This window comes from Brenneria sp. L4-2C, assembly GCF_040240335.1.
Classification (GTDB): domain Bacteria; phylum Pseudomonadota; class Gammaproteobacteria; order Enterobacterales; family Enterobacteriaceae; genus Brenneria.
In genome coordinates this window covers 70,798-92,121 of the sequence record NZ_JBEIAC010000017.1, presented here as the reverse complement: position 1 = coordinate 92,121, position 21,324 = coordinate 70,798, and the positions used below count along the sequence as shown (strand labels likewise).

At 56.5% G+C, this 21,324-nt stretch carries 16 protein-coding genes; 4 read left to right on the top strand and 12 right to left on the bottom strand.

Annotated features, from left to right (window positions below):
• The first annotated feature begins 50 nt into the window (after positions 1–50).
• Positions 51–1,772, top strand: coding sequence for a ubiquinone-dependent pyruvate dehydrogenase (poxB, locus tag ABRZ26_RS19680; protein ID WP_319605817.1), 1,722 nt, complete (start codon positions 51–53; stop codon positions 1,770–1,772).
• Between the two features lie 139 nt (positions 1,773–1,911).
• On the opposite strand, the gene ABRZ26_RS19675 is transcribed toward poxB, so the two are convergent.
• Positions 1,912–3,195 carry a citrate synthase gene (locus ABRZ26_RS19675; RefSeq protein ID WP_319605816.1) on the bottom strand — a complete coding sequence of 428 codons (1,284 nt, stop codon included), beginning with the start codon at positions 3,193–3,195 and terminating at the stop codon, positions 1,912–1,914.
• Positions 3,196–3,529: 334 nt separating this feature from the next.
• On the opposite strand from ABRZ26_RS19675, the gene ABRZ26_RS19670 reads away from it, so the two are divergent.
• The gene (locus ABRZ26_RS19670) at positions 3,530–5,857 is read left to right on the top strand and encodes a Tex family protein (protein ID WP_319605815.1); all 2,328 of its coding nucleotides are present in this window, start codon (positions 3,530–3,532) and stop codon (positions 5,855–5,857) included.
• A gap of 116 nt (positions 5,858–5,973) precedes the next feature.
• Here ABRZ26_RS19670 and ABRZ26_RS19665 read toward each other — a convergent pair whose 3' ends face one another.
• The 6 genes from ABRZ26_RS19665 to bioH form a co-directional block, all read right to left on the bottom strand.
• Positions 5,974–6,378: an endonuclease domain-containing protein gene (locus ABRZ26_RS19665; protein ID WP_319605814.1), complete on the bottom strand. Its 405-nt coding sequence runs from the start codon at positions 6,376–6,378 to the stop codon at positions 5,974–5,976.
• Between the two features lie 166 nt (positions 6,379–6,544).
• A complete protein-coding gene (locus ABRZ26_RS19660) occupies positions 6,545–7,912 on the bottom strand; it encodes an ABC transporter permease (RefSeq protein ID WP_319605813.1) in 1,368 nt (455 codons plus the stop codon).
• Positions 7,912–8,601 (bottom strand): ABC transporter ATP-binding protein, encoded by a 690-nt coding sequence (locus ABRZ26_RS19655; protein WP_319605812.1) that lies wholly within the window; start codon positions 8,599–8,601, stop codon positions 7,912–7,914. Before ABRZ26_RS19655 ends, ABRZ26_RS19660 begins: the two co-directional genes overlap by 1 nt.
• Positions 8,602–8,609: 8 nt before the next feature.
• Entirely contained in the window at positions 8,610–9,215 is a 606-nt protein-coding gene (locus tag ABRZ26_RS19650; protein ID WP_319605811.1) for a hypothetical protein, read from the bottom strand.
• A 9-nt stretch (positions 9,216–9,224) separates the two neighbouring features.
• Positions 9,225–10,970, bottom strand: a complete 1,746-nt coding sequence (locus tag ABRZ26_RS19645; protein ID WP_319605810.1) for an alkaline phosphatase — start codon at positions 10,968–10,970, stop codon at positions 9,225–9,227.
• 78 nt (positions 10,971–11,048) lie between these two features.
• Entirely contained in the window at positions 11,049–11,849 is an 801-nt protein-coding gene (bioH, locus tag ABRZ26_RS19640) for a pimeloyl-ACP methyl ester esterase BioH (protein ID WP_319605809.1), read from the bottom strand.
• Between the two features lie 45 nt (positions 11,850–11,894).
• On the opposite strand from bioH, the gene gntX reads away from it, so the two are divergent.
• Positions 11,895–12,596 carry a DNA utilization protein GntX gene (gene gntX / locus ABRZ26_RS19635; RefSeq protein WP_319605808.1) on the top strand — a complete coding sequence of 234 codons (702 nt, stop codon included), beginning with the start codon at positions 11,895–11,897 and terminating at the stop codon, positions 12,594–12,596.
• 59 nt (positions 12,597–12,655) lie between these two features.
• Positions 12,656–13,231 carry a Fe-S biogenesis protein NfuA gene (gene nfuA, locus ABRZ26_RS19630; protein ID WP_319605807.1) on the top strand — a complete coding sequence of 192 codons (576 nt, stop codon included), beginning with the start codon at positions 12,656–12,658 and terminating at the stop codon, positions 13,229–13,231.
• 70 nt (positions 13,232–13,301) lie between these two features.
• On the opposite strand, the gene ABRZ26_RS19625 is transcribed toward nfuA, so the two are convergent.
• The 5 genes from ABRZ26_RS19625 to glpG all read right to left on the bottom strand — a co-directional run bounded on the left by ABRZ26_RS19625 (position 13,302) and on the right by glpG (position 21,095).
• Positions 13,302–14,423 (bottom strand): FUSC family protein, encoded by a 1,122-nt coding sequence (locus tag ABRZ26_RS19625; RefSeq protein ID WP_319605806.1) that lies wholly within the window; start codon positions 14,421–14,423, stop codon positions 13,302–13,304.
• Between the two features lie 503 nt (positions 14,424–14,926).
• The gene (gene malQ / locus ABRZ26_RS19620; protein WP_319605805.1) at positions 14,927–17,002 is read right to left on the bottom strand and encodes a 4-alpha-glucanotransferase; all 2,076 of its coding nucleotides are present in this window, start codon (positions 17,000–17,002) and stop codon (positions 14,927–14,929) included.
• A gap of 11 nt (positions 17,003–17,013) precedes the next feature.
• Positions 17,014–19,437, bottom strand: a complete 2,424-nt coding sequence (malP, locus tag ABRZ26_RS19615; RefSeq protein ID WP_319605804.1) for a maltodextrin phosphorylase — start codon at positions 19,435–19,437, stop codon at positions 17,014–17,016.
• Positions 19,438–19,481: 44 nt separating this feature from the next.
• A complete protein-coding gene (locus ABRZ26_RS19610) occupies positions 19,482–20,240 on the bottom strand; it encodes a DeoR/GlpR family transcriptional regulator (RefSeq protein ID WP_319605803.1) in 759 nt (252 codons plus the stop codon).
• A gap of 24 nt (positions 20,241–20,264) precedes the next feature.
• Positions 20,265–21,095, bottom strand: a complete 831-nt coding sequence (glpG, locus tag ABRZ26_RS19605; protein ID WP_319605802.1) for a rhomboid family intramembrane serine protease GlpG — start codon at positions 21,093–21,095, stop codon at positions 20,265–20,267.
• Positions 21,096–21,324: the final 229 nt, after the last annotated feature.

The following is a 21,324-nucleotide window of genomic DNA, read 5'->3' as shown; positions in this document are numbered from 1 at the left end:
AATGATTCGTAATCAGGAAAAGAGCCATTCATTAAAAAAGGCGAAAAAGTATGAAACAGTCCGTTGCAGCTTTAGTAGCAAAAACGCTGGAAAGCGCAGGCGTAAAACGCATTTGGGGCGTCACCGGGGATTCGCTTAATGGGTTGAGCGATAGTCTGAACCGCATGGGCACCATCGAATGGATGCCCACGCGTCATGAAGAGGTGGCGGCGTTCGCCGCCGGCGCCGAAGCGCAGATTAGCGGCGAACTGGCGGTGTGCGCCGGCTCCTGCGGGCCGGGCAACCTGCATCTGATTAACGGTCTGTTCGATTGCCATCGCAATCATGTTCCGGTGCTCGCCATCGCGGCGCATATTCCTTCCAGCGAAATCGGCAGCAACTACTTTCAGGAAACCCATCCGCAGGAACTGTTTCGCGAGTGCAGCCACTACTGCGAGCTGGTTTCCAATCCGGAACAGCTTCCCCAGGTGCTGGGCATCGCGATGCGCAAAGCGATTCTCGATCGCGGCGTGTCCGTGGTGGTGCTGCCCGGCGATGTGGCGTTGAAGCCCGCGCCGGAAGAGGCTTCAGCGGCGTGGTATCCGCCGCAGCCTCCCCTTGTTCAGCCCAACGAAAGCGAGATCCGCAAGCTGGCCGAACTGCTGAACGGGGCGAAAAATATCACCCTGATGTGCGGCAGCGGCTGTGCGGGCGCGCATGATGAAGTGGTGCAACTGGCCGCCGCGCTGAAAGCGCCGGTGGTACACGCGCTGCGCGGCAAGGAATATATTGAATATGACAACCCGTATAGCGTCGGCATGACCGGTCTGATCGGCTTCTCATCCGGCTACCACGCGATGATGAACGCCGATACGCTGGTGCTGCTGGGTACGCAGTTTCCTTATCGCGCCTTCTACCCCGCCGACGCCGCCATCGTGCAGATCGATATCAATCCCGGCAGCCTCGGCTCGCACTGCCACCTCGACATGGCGCTGGTCGGCGATATCAAATCCACGCTGGACGCTTTATTGCCGCGATTAGAGGTCAAAACCCATCGCGCATTCCTCGACAAAGCGTTGAAACACTATGCCGATGCGCGCAAAGGGCTCGACGAACTGGCGACCGCCAACGATAAACAGGCGATCCATCCGCAATATCTGGCGCAACAGATCAGCCATTATGCCAGTGAAGACGCCATCTTCACCTGTGACGTGGGAACGCCGACCGTCTGGGCCGCGCGCTATCTGAAAATGAACGGCAAACGCCGCCTGATCGGTTCGTTCAGTCACGGCTCAATGGCCAACGCCATGCCGCAGGCGCTGGGCGCGCAAGCGATCGATCGCCAGCGTCAGGTTATTTCGCTGAGCGGCGACGGCGGCTTCAGCATGCTGATGGGCGATTTTCTGTCGGTCGCCCAGCTCAAATTGCCGGTGAAAATCGTGGTGTTCAATAATAGCGTGCTGGGTTTTGTCGCCATGGAGATGAAGGCCGGCGGTTATTTGACGGACGGCACCGAATTGGAAAATCCCAATTTTGCGGCGATCGCCAACGCCTGCGGCATCAAAGGCATTCGCGTGGAGAAAGCGTCTGAGCTGAACGCCGCTCTGGAAGAGGCGTTCGCCTTCGACGGCCCGGTGCTTGTCGACGTCATCACCGCCACCGAGGAGCTGGCGATGCCGCCGCAAATCAAACTGGATCAGGCCAAAGGCTTTAGTCTTTACATGCTGCGCGCCATCATCAACGGACGCGGCGATGAAGTGATTGAACTGGCGAAAACCAACTGGCTGCGCTAAAACCGCAGCGACTCATGCCGCGCATTTCAGCGCATCGGGAGAAAAACCGGAGTTGGGGTTCCCGCAGGGGCGCTTCGCTCCGGGCAGCCGAGCCTTGATCGTTCGGCGAGGGCTATCCTGTCCGTCGTGCGATCCGGCGTTATTTATCCAGTCTGGAGACGTAATCACGGCGCGGCTGGCCGGTATAAATCTGCGTGGGGCGATAAATCTTGAGCTCCCGCCCATGCATCTCATTCCAGTGAGCAATCCACCCCACCGTGCGGCCGACGGCGGAAATCACCGTAAACATCGATGACGGCAGCCCCATCGCCTTCAGAATGACCGCCGTGTAAAAATCGGCGCTAGGATAGAGCTTATGCTCCAGAAAGTACGAATCGGTGATGGCGATGTGTTCCAACTCAATGGCGACCTGTAGCAGGCTATCCTCCATTCCCAACTCGCTGAGTACGTCATAACAGGTTTTACGCAGGATGGCGGCCCGCGGATCAAAGTGATGATACACCGAGTTGCCGAATCCCATCAGCCGCAGCGATGTTCCCCCCTCTTTTGCCCGGCGCACAAATTCGGGAATACGATCCACCGTTTTGATCTCTTCCAGCATGCGCATGCAGGCTTCATTGGCGCCGCCGTGCATCGGCCCCCACATTGACGCCAGTCCCGCCGCAATACAGGCGAACGGATTGGCGCCGGACGAACCGGAGGCCCGAACGGCCATGGTGGACGGACACTGACCGTGGTCGGCATGCAGGATCAGGATCCGATTCATCGCGTTTTCCAGCACCGGATTCACCTCATACTTTTCCGCCGGAATGGAAAACAGCATATGCAGGAAATTGCCGGTATAGGAAAGCGAGTTGCGGGGATAAACGGCCGGCTGCTCGATAGAGTATTTGTAACACATCGCCGCCAGCGTCGGCATTTTCGACAACAGCCGGATGGCGGCCAATTCACGGTGCTCCGCGTTATCAATATCCAGCACGTCGTGGTAGAACGCCGCCAGCGCCCCCACCACCGCGCACATCAGCGCCATCGGGTGAGCGTCGCGCCGGAACCCGCTGAACATACGGCTAATTTGTTCATGGACCAGGGTATGACGGGTAATGTTATTGGCGAATTTGGCGTACTCTTCCTGCGAAGGCGCGTCGCCGTGCAGAAGGATATAACAGACTTCGGTAAAGTCGCATTGATCGGCCAGTTGCTCGACCGGGAATCCCCGATGCAGCAACACGCTGTCGGCGGCGTCAATGTAGGTAATGGCCGATTCACATCCCGCCGTATTGGCGAAGCCGGGATCATAACTGCATAATCCTTTGTCGCCGAACGGGCGGATATCCACGCCATTTTTTCCCATCACCCCTGAACGAATATCCAGCGTGACATCGTCCTGTCCGTCAACTATCAGGGTGGACTTTCTTACTGTCATCGATATCTCTCCCGACCGAATTAGTCATCGTGGTTGTTATCTTTTGCCGGGGTCGACCCGCCATGCAACAACACTATTAAATACGCTAAAAACACAGCGTCGTTATAATAATTTTATGTAATATTGATTCAGATAAAATTTATCCTGCCCGTGTCGCCATGCGCGCCGGTTTACCGAGCGGCATATTTGAAGCTACCACAATCGCCGCCCCTTGTGGGAACGCTATCTCCCCCTTTTTTCTCAGACGGGTACGACTGGTATTTTCCGCCGTCAATCCGTATAACTGTCCTCCAGCTATTTAATCCATTAATTGATGACTATCGATATCAGACCTATGAATGATTCATTAAGCCAGATCATCGCCGGCGAATTGCAGGCCAGAACGGAGCAGGTCGACGCCGCCGTCCGCCTGCTGGACGAGGGAAACACGGTCCCTTTTATCGCTCGTTACCGCAAAGAGGTCACCGGCGGGCTGGATGATACCCAGTTGCGCCAGTTGGAAACCCGCCTGAGTTACCTGCGAGAACTGGAAGATCGTCGCCAGACAATTCTGAAATCCATCGACGAACAGGGCAAGCTGACCGACCAACTCGCCGGCGCCATTAACGGCACGCTGAGCAAAACCGAGCTGGAAGATCTCTATCTGCCCTACAAACCCAAACGCCGTACGCGCGGACAGATTGCGATTGAAGCCGGGTTGGAACCGCTGGCCGACGGACTATGGCAAGATCCCGCTCAGGAACCTGAGCAGGCGGCGCTCGCTTATGTCGACGCCGACAAAGGCGTGGCGGACGTCAAAGCCGCGCTGGACGGCGCACGCTATATTCTGATGGAGCGCTTTGCCGAAGACGCCGCGCTGCTGGCGAAAGTCCGTCATTACCTGTGGAAAAACGCGCATCTGGTCTCCCGCGTCATCGAAGGGAAAGAGGACGAAGGCGCAAAATTCCGCGACTACTTTGACCATCACGAGCCGATCGCCCAGGTGCCGTCCCACCGCGCGCTGGCGATGTTCCGCGGCCGCAACGAGGGGGTATTGCAGCTCTCGCTGAATGCCGACCCGCAGTTTGAGGAAGCGCCGCGCGAAAGCTACTGCGAACAGATCATCATCGACCACCTGAATCTGCGCCTCGGGAATGCCCCGGCCGACAGCTGGCGGCGCGCGGTCATCAGTTGGACCTGGCGCATCAAGATCCTGCTGCATCTGGAAACCGAACTGATGGGCAGCATCCGTGAAAAAGCGGAAGACGAGGCGATCAATGTCTTCGCCCGCAACATGCATGACCTGCTGATGGCCGCGCCGGCGGGCATGCGCGCCACCATGGGGCTGGATCCGGGTTTACGCACCGGGGTGAAAGTCGCGGTGGTGGATGCCACCGGCAAGCTGGTCGCCACCGACACCATTTATCCCCATACCGGCCAGGCCGCCAAAGCCGCCGCCATCGTTGCCGCCCTGTGCATCAAACATCAGGTCGAACTGGTGGCGATCGGCAACGGCACCGCCTCGCGCGAGACCGAACGCTTCTTCCTCGATACCCAAAAACAGTTCCCGGACGTCAAAGCGCAGAAGGTGATCGTCAGCGAAGCCGGGGCCTCGGTGTATTCGGCGTCGGAATTAGCCGCGCAGGAATTCCCCGATCTGGACGTTTCCCTGCGCGGCGCCGTTTCTATTGCCCGCCGCTTGCAGGATCCGCTCGCCGAGCTGGTGAAAATCGACCCGAAATCCATCGGCGTCGGTCAGTATCAGCACGACGTCAGCCAGAGCCTGCTGGCGAAAAAGCTGGATGCGGTGGTGGAAGACTGCGTTAACGCCGTCGGCGTCGATCTGAATACCGCCTCCGTCGCCCTGCTGACCCGCGTGGCGGGCTTAACGCGGATGATGGCGCAGAATATCGTCGCCTGGCGCGATGAAAACGGCCGTTTCCGCAACCGCGAGCAGTTGCTGAAAGTCAGCCGTCTGGGGCCGAAAGCCTTTGAACAGTGCGCCGGCTTCCTGCGCATCAATCATGGCGACAACCCGCTGGACGCCTCTACCGTTCACCCGGAAGCCTATCCGGTCGTGGAACGTATTCTGGCCGCCACCGAACAGGCGCTACAGGAACTGATGGGCAACCCCGGCGAGCTACGCAATCTGAAAGCGTCGGATTTCACCGATGAACGTTTTGGCGTTCCGACGGTGACCGACATTATCAAAGAGCTGGAAAAACCTGGCCGAGACCCGCGTCCGGAGTTCAAAACCGCCAGCTTCGCCGACGGCGTGGAGACCCTCAACGATCTGGTGCCGGGCATGATTCTGGAAGGCTCGGTGACCAACGTGACCAACTTCGGCGCCTTTGTCGATATCGGCGTCCATCAGGACGGGCTGGTGCATATTTCTTCTCTCGCCGACCGCTTCGTCGACGATCCGCACAAGGTGGTGAAAGCCGGCGATATCGTGAAAGTAAAGGTGATGGAGGTCGATCTGCAACGCAAGCGCATTGCACTGACCATGCGGCTGGACGAACAGCCGGGGGAAACCGCCGTGCGTCGTAGCGGCGGCGCGCGCGAGAATAACGCGTCGGGCAACCGCCCGGCGGGTAAATCCCGTTCGCGCCAGACCAGCGCGCCGACGGCAGGCAACAGCGCCATGAGCGACGCGCTGGCCGCCGCGTTTAAAAAGCGTTGATCCGCGGCTGACCGACCCCACCCCAACCCTCCCCTTCGCAGGGGAGGGAGCAGCTTGGCGCTTCCCCCTGACAAGGGGGAGGCCGGGTGGGGGTCAAGCCATACGACAAAAGCGATTCACTTACGTGTGGAAGATGCCAGCATGTCACTAATCAACATCAATACGCCATCGATATTCTGCATAATATCGGTATTGGATATTCTCAACACGCGTAACCCCAGAGAACGGATATACGCATCCCGTAAGCCATCATACGCGCCGCCCTGCGCCGAAAAATGACTGTCGCCGTCGACCTCAATGACCAAATAGCGTTCAGCGCAATAAAAATCGACAATATAAATACCAATCCCATGCTGTCTTCTGAATTTTACGCCTAACTGGCGCTGCCGAATTGTCCGCCAAAGCCGACGCTCAGGTTCGGTAGGATTTTGCCGCAATTCACGCCTTAGTCCGGTTCGCTCACGCCGATTAAAAATATTCACCTGGCCCCACAGAAGAGAGGGGGGTGCGATAGCAACCATGCCGTTTCTCATGCACTCAGCGCCCCATGATGATGACATGCCGCCAATCATGGGACAGCGACCAGCTAAAAACGATAATGACGCCGCAAAGATGCAAAGCGCTACGCATAGGTTATTCTGGCTTGCGCAGGGACGACACCTTATCGCCGAAGCCGGATCCAGGCCATCATTCCCCCCGCAACGCCACCGCGGGCGACTGGCGGTAAGCCAGCAGCGCGGGAACGGTCAGCACCGCCGCCGCAACCAACAGCAGGATCAGCACGAACATCCCGTCATCCTGTTCCAGCGTGACGGGCAGCACAAAGCCGCTCTTCTCGCTCATCATCAGCGCAATCGCCCTTGCGGCGGCATAACCGATACCGACCCCCAACAGCACCCCGACGCTGACCAGCGACATCAGCCCGCACCAGATGAGCGCGAAAATGCCATAACGCGGCGCGCCGAACGCCCGCAGCGCGCCGATTTGCCTTTGCCGTTGTTTAAGATGAATCACCGCCACCATCGCCACCGCCACGCCGACCAACGCCTGCGTACCCAGCGAGATGTAAGCCAGCAGTTGCCGGATATCGCCCAGAATGGCGTACAGCTTCACCAGCACTTCACCGGGAAACACCGCCTGGGTCGTGTTGCTGCGGTACAGCGAACGCAGTTGGTATGCGCCGGCAATCGTCTTGGGTTTCACCACAATGGCCGGCACCCCCGCCGGGTGATGATGTTCATCAGCGTGTTCCGCGGTGCCTGCATGTTGCGCTTCATCATGGCGTTCGCCAGCCCCATGCTGTTCATCAACATGATGATCGTCGGCCTCGTGTTCATCGCCATGATGTTCATCGGCGTGGGGGTCGTCATGATGATGGTCGTCATCATGGCGCTCGTGCGCGTCGTGAGCCGATTCATCCTCATGGCGGTCATGCGGCGGATGGACGCCATGCACCAGCCACACCGCGTTAACCGGCACCAGAATCGCTTTATCCCAGGAGCTGCCGTCCGCAGGTAACATGCCGACCACGGTATAGGTTACGTCTTCATGCGCGTGCGCGCCCTCGGCGCCGATCTGTCCGTGGACCGGGCTGAACGTATCGCCCAGCGCCAAACCGGTATTCGCCCCCACCACCGCTTCAAAATTCTGCTTAAATAGTCGGCCGGCCGTCAGCTTGCGCTTGCCGTTGTCCGTCACCAGAGGCGCCGTGGTACCCACAATCGGCATGCCTTGATAGAAATCGCCGAACGCCACCGGCGCCGCCCAGGCCACCAGCGGATTGTTCGCCAGATCGTCCAGTAGTTGCGCAGGGATCAGCGTCAGGGCCGAGGGTTGCAGGAAAACCGACGACAGCACCAGTTGCGTTTCGCTGCCCGGCGCGCCGATCACCAGATCAAAACGCTCCGCCGCTTTTGCGCTGCCCATGCGCAACGCCCTCTCCTGTAAGCTGACGGAAATACTTAACGCCGTCGCCGTCGCTATCAGCAACACCACCACCAATACGCCCGGCCATAATCGGCGCCAGTCAACCCAAATCAAACGCCATGGGATCATTATTCCGTCTCCTGTCGAGCGCGGTCCGAGACCAGTCGCCCCTTCTCCAGTTGCAGACAACGCGTCATCTGCGATGCCAGACGCTTATCGTGGGTAATGGCGATCAGCGTGGCGTTATTGCTGCGCGCCAGCGTGGCCAGCAGATCGGCGATTTGCTCGCCGCTGCGCGCATCCAGACTGGCGGTCGGCTCGTCCGCCACAATGATTTGCGGCGCGCTCAATAACGCCCTGGCCACGGCGACCCGCTGCTTCTCGCCGCGAGACAATACTTCCACCGGCCGATTGCCGGTCGCCAGCCCGACCTGCGACAGCAAATCGATGGCGCGTTGCTTCAGCGCCGCCGGGATACGCCAATAATGAAAATGCGCGGGCAGCAGAACGTTTTCCAACGCGCTGATGCCGGGGAATAAATGAAAATCCTGCATCACCAGCCCGACATGTCCGGCCCGCCAGCGATCGCGCCCGGATTCATTTAGCCGCCGGATATCCTGCCGCCCCCAGAACACGCTGCCGACGCCGCTGTTATCCATACCGGTAATGGCATTCGCCAGCGTGGTTTTTCCTGAACCGGAGGGGCCCATTACCGCCACCTGTTCTCCCGCGGCGATATGCAGCGCCGGGATATCCAGCACCGCATCCGAGGTATCGGGGAAAGTGACATTCAAGCCCTGAATCAGTAGCTCAGCCATGGTTACTCCTACAAGGTATCGAATGTCGCGTCGCGCAGGCGCAGCAGGCTGACGAAGCCGGTTTCCGGATCGGTCCATGAGCCATACTCCAGCACGCCTTCCACGGCAATCATGGCGTTGTTCTGCACGAAGGTTTGCCGCCTGGCGAGATAAATCACGACGATGTCTTCCGGCCAGTCGGCATCAGAGGAACAGAAAGGACACAAGGCCATCGGCATTTTGGTTAACACGAAGAATTGCGATTCAGCTTTCAACGGCGGCGCCATAAAGCCGCGCATCGCGACCCTCTTGCCAGCTAACGCTTTGACTTGATCCGAAAACTCCAGGCCCAGCACGCCATAAGATGAATAAAGCCGGTCGAAGGCGAGTTCGGACGCCGCCGCGTTGGCTCGCGCCGACAGCGCCGACAGCACGATCAGCGAGATGATTTTCAACCAGATAGATAGCGATCTTGCTGGAGAACTCGCCGTCGGAGATTGCCCCCACCCCAGCCCTCTCCCTCGCAGGAGAGTTGCGGTTCCTCCCCCTGCAAAGGGGGAGGCTGGGAGGGGATCATGCATAGCACCAAACGCTGGCAGGGTCTCCCCCGTCGGATTGCCATTGAACTTAATCATGGCGATCCGTTACTTTTTATCCTGCGCTTTCAGCGCCAGCGCATCCACCATCACCCGGAACAGGTCGGTGTTTTCCATATAGCCCCGAATCCGCTCCGCGCCCGGGCCGCTGGCCTGAATCACCATATCGTCAACCGAGTGAACGCCGGTGTCGGAAGAGCGCGGCAGAATACCTTCGCGGAACACCGCGCCCGGCACTTTTTCATACGCTTTGTTGGCGACGTACTGGTCTTTTTCGTTCTTAATCGCGGGGACGAAAGTGCCATCCAGTTTCGGCCGGAAGGTTTCGTAATAATCAGGATAGTTATTGAAGAACACCGCCAGACGTTTAGAGACATTCACGTCATCCGGATAGCCGTCTTTATCGGCGTCCTGATAGTTCGGATAGCCGGCATCCTCATACACGCCGACTTTCTCGCGCATTTCCGTCCCCGGCTTGTCGTCATCCACCGTACCGATGATGGAAATGCCGTGCGTATGGTCGCCCGTCACGATGATCAACGTGTCCGGATTTTTCTCGACAAACTTCTGCGCGATCGCCACCGACTGATCCAACATGATGGTGTTATAGAACGCGCGTTCCCAATCCAGCGGGTGCGAAGCCTTATCGATCAGCGCGGATTCCACCATCAGGAAGAAACCGTCCTTGTTTTTAGACAGCACGTCCAGCGCCGCCTGGGTCATTTCGGTCAGATCCGGCTGGTTGGGGAATTTTTTGCTGACGTCGTTCTTCAGCAAGCGGCGATCCAGCACGCCATCCATATTGCCGGTATGGAACAGCCCCAACAGTTTGGTGGCCTGAGACGCATTCTTCTTCAGCGCATCCGCGTCGGTCACCAGCGTGTAGCCGTCCTGCCGGAATTTTTCCACATAGTTATTTTCGTCTTTGCGTTTGGAACCCGGCGTGCTCTTCGGCAGAAAATAGGCCGAGCCGCCGCCCAGAATCACGCTGGGCTTGACGTTGTGAAACATTTCGACGATTTCGGCTTTGTCCGCGCGACGACGGGTGTGGGACACCACGGCAGCCGGGGTGGCGTCTTCAATCTCGGCATCGCTGACTACGCCGACGGACATGTTGGTCGAACGGGTAATCAATTCGCCCAGCGTTTCCTGTTTCGGATGATCCAGCGAATTTTTGCTACGGCTGACGTAAACGCCCAGCGCATTCACCCCGGATTTATGGCCGGTCATATAGGCGCTCATGGTATTGGCGCTGTCCGCCGCGATGGAGTCGGTGCTGGAGGTGCCGGCGAACGCCATGTACTGCAGGTCGTCAATCGCCAGACGTCCGTCGGCCTTCCCTTCGGTAATGCCTTTGGAGAGCAGACGGGCGCCGGTGCGGTGCGCCACCGACAGACCGTCGCCGATAAACAGGATCACATTCTTGGCTTTCCGCGTGTCGGGCGTCTGATAGACATCCCACGTCACTTCAGCATTTTTCCCTTTGGCCTGCGCCTCCACGACGTATTTACCCGCCGTGGGCAAATTCACATCCCGCACCCAAACGGCGGAGGCGTTCTCGCCATCTTCGCGTTCGACAAAGGTGGCTGACTTGCCGAATACCTGCTGATAGTCTTTGCCGTTGATCAGGATACGAATATCGTCCGGCTTTAATACTTCGTCAAACTCAACCTTAAAATCGAATTTTCCACCCGCCAGCATCGTCGCGCGATCGATCGGGTAAATGGCTTGTGCCTGAAGCATTCCTGGCAATGCTGAAACAAACAGTAAGGGCAGTAACCAACGAGCTTTCATTGTGATGTCCTTGGATTGGATATTAGCAGGACATACCGTAGTTACTTTTTTTTACAGTTTGATGAACGTTGACAGCGTTTAACGCGTCTGCTCACATCCGCCGGCCACGTCCGGCCGCCGGCTAAACGCCAGAATCTGGTCGGCGATCTCGTCAGGATGGGAAATAAAGGGCGCATGCGCGGCTTTCGGCACCACCACCGAGGCGGAGCGCGGCCATAACCGATCCAACAACCCGGCCACCCGGCGCGGCACCAGCCCATCCAGCGCGCCATAGATCCGCAGTAAAGGCACGCTCAGCGCCGTCATCGGTTGACGCAGATCCGCCTGACGCAGGATCTCCAGCCCCCCGTTCAGCACCTCGACCGGCGGCATGGCCTGCTCCAGCACCACGCGCTTCAACAAACGGGCATCCTGCCGGGCGCTGGCCGTCCCCAGCGTTTGCAGCGCCAGAAAACGTTCGACGGTGCGCTGGAAGTCTTCGCTGAGCTGCTGCTGGAATCCGTGCAACACTTCCGATTTAATGCCGGGCCACTCATCTCTGGCGCTAAAACAGGGAGAGGAGGCGACGGTGATCAACCCGTTCACCCGCTGAGGCGCGCTTAATGCAACCCGGCTGGCGACCAGTCCGCCCAGCGACCAGCCCAGCCAGATGGCGCGTTCAGGCGCCTGAGCCAGCAGCGTCGCCGCCATCTCCTCCAGCGACAGCGCGCCGAATCCCCGGCTTCTGCCATAGCCGGGCAGATCCACCAGATGCAGACGAAAATGCGGCGCCAGTCGCGGCGAAATGCAATGCCATACCTGCGCATTCAGCCCCCAGCCGTGCAGCAGCACAAGATCCGAGTTGCCTGCGCCTTCAGTCTGCCAATACAACGATTTCATCAATTATCATCCTGCTTTAAGGAAAATTATCTCAGGGAAGCGCCTATGTTAACCATCGCGGCACACTGCTGGCTATGCCGCCTGCCCCTTTATCACAGCCGACACGGGATTTGCTCTTTCTGTCAGCGTCATTTGCCGGCCCTGCCGCCATGTTGTCCGCGCTGCGGTCTGCCGAGCGCCGATCCCGCCGGACAGTGCGGCCGCTGCCTGCAAAATCCGCCGCCCTGGCAAAGCCTGACGTTTGTCAGCGACTATATTCCGCCGCTGAACACGTTGGTGAAGCTGCTTAAGTTTCACGGTAAAACGGAACTGGCGCCGGTTCTGGCCCGTCAGCTCTTATTGCGCTGGCTGACGAGCTACCGTGAGCGCGCGTTGCCGGCGCCGTCTTCGCTGTCGCGGCCGGATCGCCTGGTGACCGTACCTTTACACCAACGGCGTCACTGGGCGCGCGGTTTTAATCAGACCGAACTGTTAGCCCGACCGCTGGCGCGCTGGCTAGCCTGTACTTATGAGCCTCAGGCGCTGCAACGCCTGCGCCAAACCCGGCTTCAACAACAGCTTAGCGCCGGAGAACGGCGGAAAAACCTACAGGGCGCTTTTGCCTGTAATGCGATATTGACGGGGGAACAGGTGGCGTTGCTGGATGATGTAGTGACGACCGGCAGTACGGCGGCGGAAGTCAGCCGGGTATTGCTGGCTCAGGGAGCGGCGAGCGTTCAGGTCTGGTGTTTGTGCCGAACCTTGTAGTTGGCGGGAGGATGGGCGTATTATAACCGATAAGTATGATCAACATTGAGTTTAACATTATGATCCGTATTACCGACGCTGCTCAGGAACACTTTGTAAAATTGCTGGCGAAACAGGAAGAAGGCACGCAAATCCGTGTTTTTGTCATCAATCCCGGCACGCCCAACGCGGAATGCGGCGTGTCCTACTGTCCTCCGGATGCGGTTGAAGCCAGTGACACTGAACTGAAATTTGAAAAAATTTCAGCTTATGTGGACGAACTCAGTGCGCCGTATCTGGAAGATGCCGAGATCGATTTCGTTACCGATCAACTGGGTTCCCAGCTGACGCTGAAGGCGCCTAACGCCAAAATGCGTAAAGTTAGCGACGACGCGCCGTTGATCGAGCGCGTGGAGTACGTGCTGCAATCGCAGATCAACCCACAGCTGGCGGGCCACGGCGGCCGCGTTACGCTGATGGAAATCACCGATGACGGACTGGCGATTCTGCAATTCGGCGGGGGTTGCAACGGTTGTTCCATGGTCGACTACACGCTGAAAGAAGGGATTGAGAAAGAATTACTGGAAAAATTCCCTGAGTTGAAGGGCGTGCGCGATCTCACCGAGCACCAGCGCGGCGAGCACTCCTACTACTGATCCGGCGCTTTCCGGTTATTGAGAGCCGGTTCCCGGTCGCCGGGTTGACGCCCGGCGCTTCAATGCCGCGCTATTGCCCTTTGTGCGGTATCAGATGAAAATGTTTGTTCTCGCACTCGTCTTTCATCGCATACAGCAGTTCAATCAGCGTATCCAGTCGATCGATAATTTTCATGCCTAAATAGAAGTAGCCGTAAATCTGATTTTCTACCGCCAAATCCTGTTGTTGCGCATTTTCCGGCTGATTGCCGGTGATTTTTTTCAGCTCAAGCATCACCTCGTCTTTAAATTCGCGATAATGGAATTTCTTCATTCCCTCCGTATCTCTGATATTGTCGCGAATAAAGGATTCCAGCATAACGAAGCGGTACTGAATGGCGTTATTGACTTGCGCGGACAACGAGGTTCTATTAATAATTTTATGACTGACCTCGCACTCCCAATAGGCCATTTCTATTAATACCAGATAGGAGGTGAGATCCTGAATGCACGCCTGAACACTGGCATAAACTGATTTATCAACCTTGGTTTCTTTCTGCGCAGGGCCAGACAGCTTGATAATATCCGCGACAATCTTCTTGTTTTTTATATTTAAGCGGCGCAAATCCAGTTTAGTGAAAATGTTCCTCGACAGATTGGCGGCATAAAGCAGATGTAAATTCGAGATAAGTTTGAATAACTCAATATTCCAGTGAATACTCGCCTTATGTGGAAATATACTGGAAAAAATCACCGCTATCAGACAACCGATAAAGATATCGGATATCCGCCACAGGGCGATATCCAGATTCCCTTCCGTGGCGGTCACCACCACCGATAGCGAAATCCCGATAAGAATCGCGGCATAAGGTACTTTACTCAACACCAGATAACCACAGGTGAATATGCCCATCGCGATGGGGATCAGCGCTAAAAAAGCATTATATTTGCCGATATAAAAGGAAGCGATACTGAAAAAAATCCCTATCAGCGTCCCCAGAACACGCTGGATGGCCCGCGGATAAACACTGCCTTTATAGGACATCGGCCCCATTATCACGACCAGCGTGATAAATATCCATGATACATCTTCTATGGTTTTGATCTTTGAGAAAATCAGCAAACAGCAAAGGAACGCCATCGTCAGCCGTATCGCATGCGAAACTCGATAATAACGGTATTGTATATTTTTTATTTTACCTTCTATTTTCATGACGTTTTTCTTGTAAAATTAAAATGGCGATAACAATCAAAGCGGCAATTGACACAATCGCAATAAATAATGAATCAAACGAAAACAAATGATGATCATATTTAACCATCACTAACGACAACGCCAATAAAATAAAGGCGCTGAATTTTATACATTCCTTGGTGAAATTGGTTCTCTTATATCGCAGATCGGATAAACAGTGCGGACAGGTAGATTGTTGAAGCGTAACCAATCTTCCGCATTTCGGACAACTATGATATGACATAATTATTACCCCGTTTCACCCCCATTATTCTTATCAGGTAAAACATATTCCTTATGAAAATGATGCGCCATGTAACGCATGCAATCAAACGTAACTTTTTATTTCATTCCGCCCGTTACGCCGCCATCCGTCGCATCGCGAAGTATGGGCGTTCAATATCGGCTACAAACCGCGTTTTCACTGAAGATCATGCCCGGCTCAATACCTGAGCCAGGCATAATCATCAGGGGAGTACAGGCTATTTGACCGGCGCGCCGCGCCGCAGATCGATGTCGCGAATCAAACGTTCCAGATAGCGATCGGCAAAGATCGATTCCAGCGTACGGCTCAGTTTGCGCCGCCAGTTCGGATATTCCCGATGGGTTCCCGGCACGTTCACCGGGGCGGACATATCCAGCCAGTCTTCCAGTTGAAATCCCACCAGGGCGCTGGCGCTGTCCGCCATGTAACGCTGAACGCCCCGGTTAAGCGGCGCACCCATGGTCGTCAGCGATGAATTACGCCCCACCCTTTGCGGCAACAGTCCGTGTTGGTGCAGGGCATTCAGTAGTCCCTGTTTCGATTTTTCGCGCAGATAAAGCTGTTGTTGCCACACCGCAGCGCTCGGATATAACCCCAAATCCCTGCCCAACGATAAATCCACCGCCTGCCAATAACCACGCAGCGTGGGGAGATCGTGAGTGGTAATGGTCGCCAAAGCCTGGCGAGGATAGGTGTCGGGCGAACGGAAGCGGTATTTTTCATCGTGTTCAAAGAACAATACTTTATAGGAATAAATACCAAAATCATGCAGCTTGTCGACGATCTCCGGCGGCACCGTACCCAAATCCTCACCGATCACCAGGCAGCGGTGCCGCTGGCTTTCGAGCGCCAGTATCGCCAACAGGTCGTCCAGCGGGTAATGCACATAGGCGCCGTTAGCGGCCGGTTCCGCCTTTGGTATCCACCACAAGCGCATTAATGCCATCACATGGTCGATGCGCAGCGCGCCGCAGTTCGCCATATTACTGCGCAGCACATCAATGAAGGGCTGATAACCCCGTTGCTGCATCATATTGGGATTCATGGGAGGGAGCTGCCAGTTTTGCCCCTGCGGCCCCAGCGGATCCGGCGGCGCGCCGATAGCGGCATCCAGACAATATAGCTGCCGTTCATCCCAGGTCTCGGCGCCGCCCAGGGCAACGCCGACCGCTAAATCGCGATACAGCCCGATAGGCAGGCCCAATTGCTTACTGTGCGCAAAACACTCCGCCAATTGTTCATACGCCACCCATTGCAGCCAGCAATAAAACGTAATCTCATCGGCGTGCTCATGGCGAAACGATTTAACGGTCTCGCCGTGAACATCATGATAGCAGGCCGGCCACTGTAGCCAATCGGTATAATTTTCGCCCCGACGCTTCAAATGAGCCTGTAGCGCATCGAACGTCGCCTGCAACTGCAAACTCTGTCCGCCGTTGACCGTAAACTGGCGAAAAGCGCTGATGCGCGGATCCAGCACGCTGCGGGTATTAAAATAGCGAAAAGCCAGGCGTAATGCGTGCAGCTTGAGCGTGATGACCGGTTCATAATCGACCCAACGCTCGGCGCGCAGGGCCGCCACCGTCTGTTGCGTGTCATCCTGCAACCACCAGAGCTGCGCCTCCGGGCTCTGCTGAAAATCGTCCACCCGATTGACGTCGATATAAATAATATTCAGCCAATGACGGGAAGAAGGGCTGTATGGGCTTGCCGCTGCGGGAACCGCCGGATACAGCGAGTGAAGCGGGTTCAGACCGACAAACGCCGCGCCGCGCCGGGCGACCTCTTCCACCAACCGGCGCAAATCGCCGAAATCGCCCACGCCCCAGTTATTCTGCGACCGCAGGGTATAAAGCTGCACGGTCACGCCCCACCAGCGCTTGCCCTGTAGCAGCGCTTCCGGTTCGTAACAACGATGAGGGGCGATGATGATTCGACAATTCCAGCGCTGTTGGTCTTGCGTTAGCGTGAGGTGGTGATAGCCCAAAGGCAGTTTGGCCGGGAGAGTCAGGCGCGTGCCGCCGGTTACTTCTCCTTGAACCTGGCCGCCGTTTTCATACATCAGCGTCCAGTGAAATTCCCCGTTGCCGGCCAATCCGATGACGGCATCCTGCCCCTGAAGAAAAACGCTTACCGGCGGCAACGGCGCACTGCCGCTGTCGGCGAGATCCATCATCGCCAGCAATCGGTTTCGAATCGACGCGTCAACAACGTGTTCTTCGCCATAAGCATCCGTGTATCTTTCTGCAATACCCACCGATTGAATTGCCGAATTGCCCGCCTTGAATGCCATCTTGCTTTTCCTTAACAACGCATCTGCCAAATACGTTTCTGGTAATCATGAATCGCCCGATCCGAGCTGAACATTCCCATCCTGGCTGTATTGAGTACACAACGGCGAGTCCATTCTTCCGGTTCACGATACGTCGCATCCACGCGCTGCTGCACCTGACAATAGGGCGTAAAATCAGCCATAAGCAGATAGGGATCGCCGCCCTCCAGCAAGCTGTCCAACAAGGGCGCAAACGCTTGCTTATCCCCTTGACTAAATGCGCCGCTGCCCAGCTCATCCAGTATTTCCCCCAGTAAAGGGGTTTCGGCGATATAGTCAGACGGGCGGTATCCCTGCGCCTGTAGTGCTTTGACCTGTTCGACCGTATGGCCGAAAATGAACAGATTTTCCGCGCCGACCTGTTGGGCCATCTCGACATTGGCCCCATCCAGCGTTCCCACCGTCAGCGCCCCATTCAGCGCCAGCTTCATATTGCCGGTGCCGGAAGCCTCTTTGCCCGCCGTGGAGATTTGCTCGGAAACATCAGCGGCCGGGATCATCAACTCGGCCAGCGATACGCGGTAATCGGGAAGGAATACCACCTTAAGGCGATCGTTGCAGCGGCTGTCCCGATTAATCTTTTCCGCTACCTGGTTAATGGCGTAAATGATGTTTTTCGCCAGTACATAGCCCGGCGCAGCCTTCGCCCCAAACAGAAAGACGCGCGGCACTATATCCAGATGCGGGTTATCACGCAATTGTCGATAAAGATAAAGAATATGCAGCAGATTCAAATGCTGGCGCTTATATTCATGCAGCCGCTTGATCTGCACGTCAAACAGCGCTTGCGGGTCGAGCGTTACCCCATAATCTTGTTGCAAACGGGCCGCCAGTCGAACCTTATTGCCGTATTTTATCTGCCGGTAACGTTCGCGAAACCCGGCGTCGTCCGCATAAGGCTCCAACCCCTGTAAAGCGGGTAAATTGTTCACCCACTCCGTATCCAGCGAGTCGTCAAGCAACGCGGACAACGCAGGATTACATTGCTTCAACCAGCGGCGCGGCGTGATACCGTTGGTCACATTGTGAAATTTGTTCGGCCACAGGCGATGATATTCCGGGAACAGGTCTTTCACCACCAGTTCCGAATGCAGCGCCGCCACGCCGTTTACCGCAAAGCAGCTCACCACGCACAGGTTGGCCATGCGGATTTGCCGCTGATGACGCACCGCCAGTTTCGCCCATATCCGGCGGTCGCCGGGCCACTGCCGTTCCACCTGAACGTGAAATTGCGCATCGATTTGCCTGATGATGGCAAGATGGCGCGGCAGCAGCCGAGCAAATAACCGTTCGTCCCAGCGCTCCAGCGCTTCCGGCATCAACGTATGGTTGGTATAGGCGAAAGTGCGGCCCGTTATCGACCAGGCTTCATCCCAATCCATGTGGTGCTCGTCCAACAGCAGCCTCATTAGCTCCGGGATCGCCAGCGTCGGATGCGTATCGTTAAGCTGAATGACTTCGTAATCGGGCAGTTGCGACACCTTCCGCCCGGCCTGCTGATGTCGGCGCAGAATATCGGCCACCGAACAGGCGCACTGGAAATATTGCTGCATCAGCCGCAGACGCCTGCCCGCCGCGTGATTATCGTTCGGATACAGCACCTTGGTCAGACTGGCCGCCGCAATACCGGCCTGTTCAGCCTGAAGATAACGCCCGGCATTGAACAGCGTCAGGTCGAACGGATGGCGGTGGGTTGCCCGCCAGAGCCGCAGCGGCTGGGTGAAGCCGTTGCGATATCCCATCACCGGTAAATCGCTGGCTTCGCCGCGCAGGTAGAAGGCCGGCAGCCATCGCTCGCCGCCGTCATCCTGCGATTGCAGACTACCGCCGAAACCGACGTCCACCGCCAGCTCCGGGCGCGGAAAGCGCCACGGATAATCCTCGCGTCCCCAGTCATCGGGGGTTTCCTGCTGTTGCCCCTGCGCAAAATGCTGGCGAAACAGACCATACTGATAGTTAAGACCATAGCCGATTGCCGGCTGCCCGACCGTCGCCATCGAATCCAGAAAGCAGGAGGCCAGCCGCCCCAACCCGCCATTGCCCAAACCGGGATCGGTTTCCTGCTCCAGCACGTCGCTCAGGTCGATCCGTTGCGCCGCCAGCACGGCGGCGACATCGTCATACCATCCCAGATTCAACAGGTTATTGCCCGTCAGGCGACCGGGTAGGAACTCCATCGACAGATAGTTGACATGACGCCGTACCGGCTGACCCGGCGAGTCATGCGGCGGAGCGGTAAACAGGGGGTGAGCCGCCAGTTGTTCGGCCAACGCGGCGCTGACGGCGCGCCAGCGCTGCGCCGGCGTCATCAGACTCAAAGAAGAAATACCGAGATACTGCTGTTGGCGAAGTAATGCCGCCGCAAACTGTGATGGGTTAAACGCAAACTGCGACATGGTGCCTCTCCCCTATAGTCCGCCACGGAAAAGGCACGCCTGGATTAGCACAACTCCAACTGCACCTTATATTGTTCAATGATTTTCAGTACGCTAGGTGGCGGTAGTTGATCGGTGAAAAGATAGTCGATCAAATCCATGTTGCCCAGGTTCACCATGGCGTTGCGACCAAATTTAGAATGATCCGTCACTAACATGACACAACGAGAATTTTCAATGATCGCCCGTTTGGTGCGTACTTCATGGTAGTCAAACTCCAGCAATGAGCCGTCCATGTCAATGCCGCTGATCCCCAAAATACCGAAATCCAGACGAAACTGAGAGATAAAATCCAGCGTGGCTTCACCCATAATGCCGCCGTCCCGGCTACGGACTTCGCCGCCGGCAAGGATTAAACGAAAGTCCTCTTTGGCCGTCAGCAACGTCGCCACGTTCAGGTTATTGGTCACCACCCGCAGTTTTTTGTGCTGCATCAGCGCATGGGCGACCGCTTCCGGCGTGGTGCCGATATCAATAAACAGCGTCGCGCCATCCGGGATCTGACTGGCGACCTGGCGGGCAATACGCGCCTTCTCTTCAGACCACATCATCTTACGGTCATTATAGGCGGTATTAACCGAACTTGAAGGCAACGCCGCGCCGCCATGGTGGCGGTGGATTTTATTCTGTGCGGCCAAATCATTCAGATCGCGACGAATCGTTTGCGGGCTCACCGCAAAATGCTCGACCAACTCTTCCGTGCTGACATACCCCTGACGACGCACCAGTTCAATGATGGCTTCATGACGTTGTGTTTGCTTCACGTTCATCCCCTAAGCATTCCGGATTTACCGGCGGACGGTTTTATTATAGGTATCCCAAAAGGCCATCAATAACCCAACGACTAATCCCGCCACGTGCGCGGCATTGGCTATCGACATGCCTAAAATATCGAAATATCCGGCTATCAGCCACAGCAGCGCGAAAATCATCATACCCCGCGGCATAAATAAACGTCCGTCCGGCTCCCTTTCTCCCCGCAGCCACACGTATCCCATCAGCGCATACACCACGCCGGACAACCCGCCGAAGTAGATACCGCTAAACCAGGATTGCGCCCAGCCGCTCGCCACCGAGGATATCAGCGTAATCATGAGTAGTTTCCGGGTACCCAGCACTTTCTCCACCGGCCCCCCCAGATACCACCACCACATCAGATTAAACAGGATGTGCAAGACGGAAAAATGCAGCAACGCGTGGCTGAACCAGCGCCACAGCTGTAGTTCCTGTCCGGTATCCGGATAGGACAGCCACGCCATCACCGGCTCATAACCCAAAGCCTGCATCAGCAGGAAAACCATGATAGCGGCGACGATCATCAATAACGTCAACGGCCCGGCGTGCTGCTGCAACGTTTGCAGATAAGAAAAGGATTTATATTGGATACCAGCATTGGTCGATCCCGTCGACCAGCTTGCCGCCTGATAGCGTGGGTTGAGCGGATCTTGCAGAAAAACATCCAGCGCCTGCCGCACTTTCGCCAGTTGCGCCTCATCCGCCAGCCACAGCTCGGCCTCTTGTCCCGTCACACGTATTTCCAGACTGATATTCTGCGTCTGCATGTAATCAACAAACGCCTGGGCCAGACGTAGATTGGATAGGGCTATAACTCGAATCATAATCTTGTTGCAAACCATAGAGTAAGTTGATTGCTCAACATAGTAATAAAAATTCGTTTTGGCTGACAGGCTTCCGGGAGATGAATCGCCCCCGGTTCTTTGGAGACCAAACAGCGTTGATCAGGCTTACTTATCACCTTTGATATCCCAACCTGACAGAGACTTAGCTCCTTTGCCACCCGTTGATACCAGTTCCCAGTACTGAGTTTTGACCTTTGAAGCCTGAAAT

Excerpts from the sequence above, each read along its gene's own strand:
- glpG (WP_319605802.1), bottom strand. The coding sequence starts at position 21,095 with ATGATTCGAGTTATAGCCCTATCCAATCTACGTCTGGCCCAGGCGTTT.
- malQ (WP_319605805.1), bottom strand. The coding sequence starts at position 17,002 with ATGGCATTCAAGGCGGGCAATTCGGCAATTCAATCGGTGGGTATTGCA.
- ABRZ26_RS19665 (WP_319605814.1), bottom strand. The coding sequence starts at position 6,378 with ATGGTTGCTATCGCACCCCCCTCTCTTCTGTGGGGCCAGGTGAATATT.
- ABRZ26_RS19625 (WP_319605806.1), bottom strand. The coding sequence starts at position 14,423 with ATGAAAATAGAAGGTAAAATAAAAAATATACAATACCGTTATTATCGA.
- bioH (WP_319605809.1), bottom strand. The coding sequence starts at position 11,849 with ATGAAATCGTTGTATTGGCAGACTGAAGGCGCAGGCAACTCGGATCTT.
- nfuA (WP_319605807.1), top strand. The coding sequence starts at position 12,656 with ATGATCCGTATTACCGACGCTGCTCAGGAACACTTTGTAAAATTGCTG.
- ABRZ26_RS19660 (WP_319605813.1), bottom strand. The coding sequence starts at position 7,912 with ATGATCCCATGGCGTTTGATTTGGGTTGACTGGCGCCGATTATGGCCG.
- gntX (WP_319605808.1), top strand. The coding sequence starts at position 11,895 with ATGTTAACCATCGCGGCACACTGCTGGCTATGCCGCCTGCCCCTTTAT.
- ABRZ26_RS19650 (WP_319605811.1), bottom strand. The coding sequence starts at position 9,215 with ATGATTAAGTTCAATGGCAATCCGACGGGGGAGACCCTGCCAGCGTTT.
- ABRZ26_RS19655 (WP_319605812.1), bottom strand. The coding sequence starts at position 8,601 with ATGGCTGAGCTACTGATTCAGGGCTTGAATGTCACTTTCCCCGATACC.
- ABRZ26_RS19670 (WP_319605815.1), top strand. The coding sequence starts at position 3,530 with ATGAATGATTCATTAAGCCAGATCATCGCCGGCGAATTGCAGGCCAGA.
- malP (WP_319605804.1), bottom strand. The coding sequence starts at position 19,437 with ATGTCGCAGTTTGCGTTTAACCCATCACAGTTTGCGGCGGCATTACTT.
- ABRZ26_RS19645 (WP_319605810.1), bottom strand. The coding sequence starts at position 10,970 with ATGAAAGCTCGTTGGTTACTGCCCTTACTGTTTGTTTCAGCATTGCCA.
- poxB (WP_319605817.1), top strand. The coding sequence starts at position 51 with ATGAAACAGTCCGTTGCAGCTTTAGTAGCAAAAACGCTGGAAAGCGCA.
- ABRZ26_RS19675 (WP_319605816.1), bottom strand. The coding sequence starts at position 3,195 with ATGACAGTAAGAAAGTCCACCCTGATAGTTGACGGACAGGACGATGTC.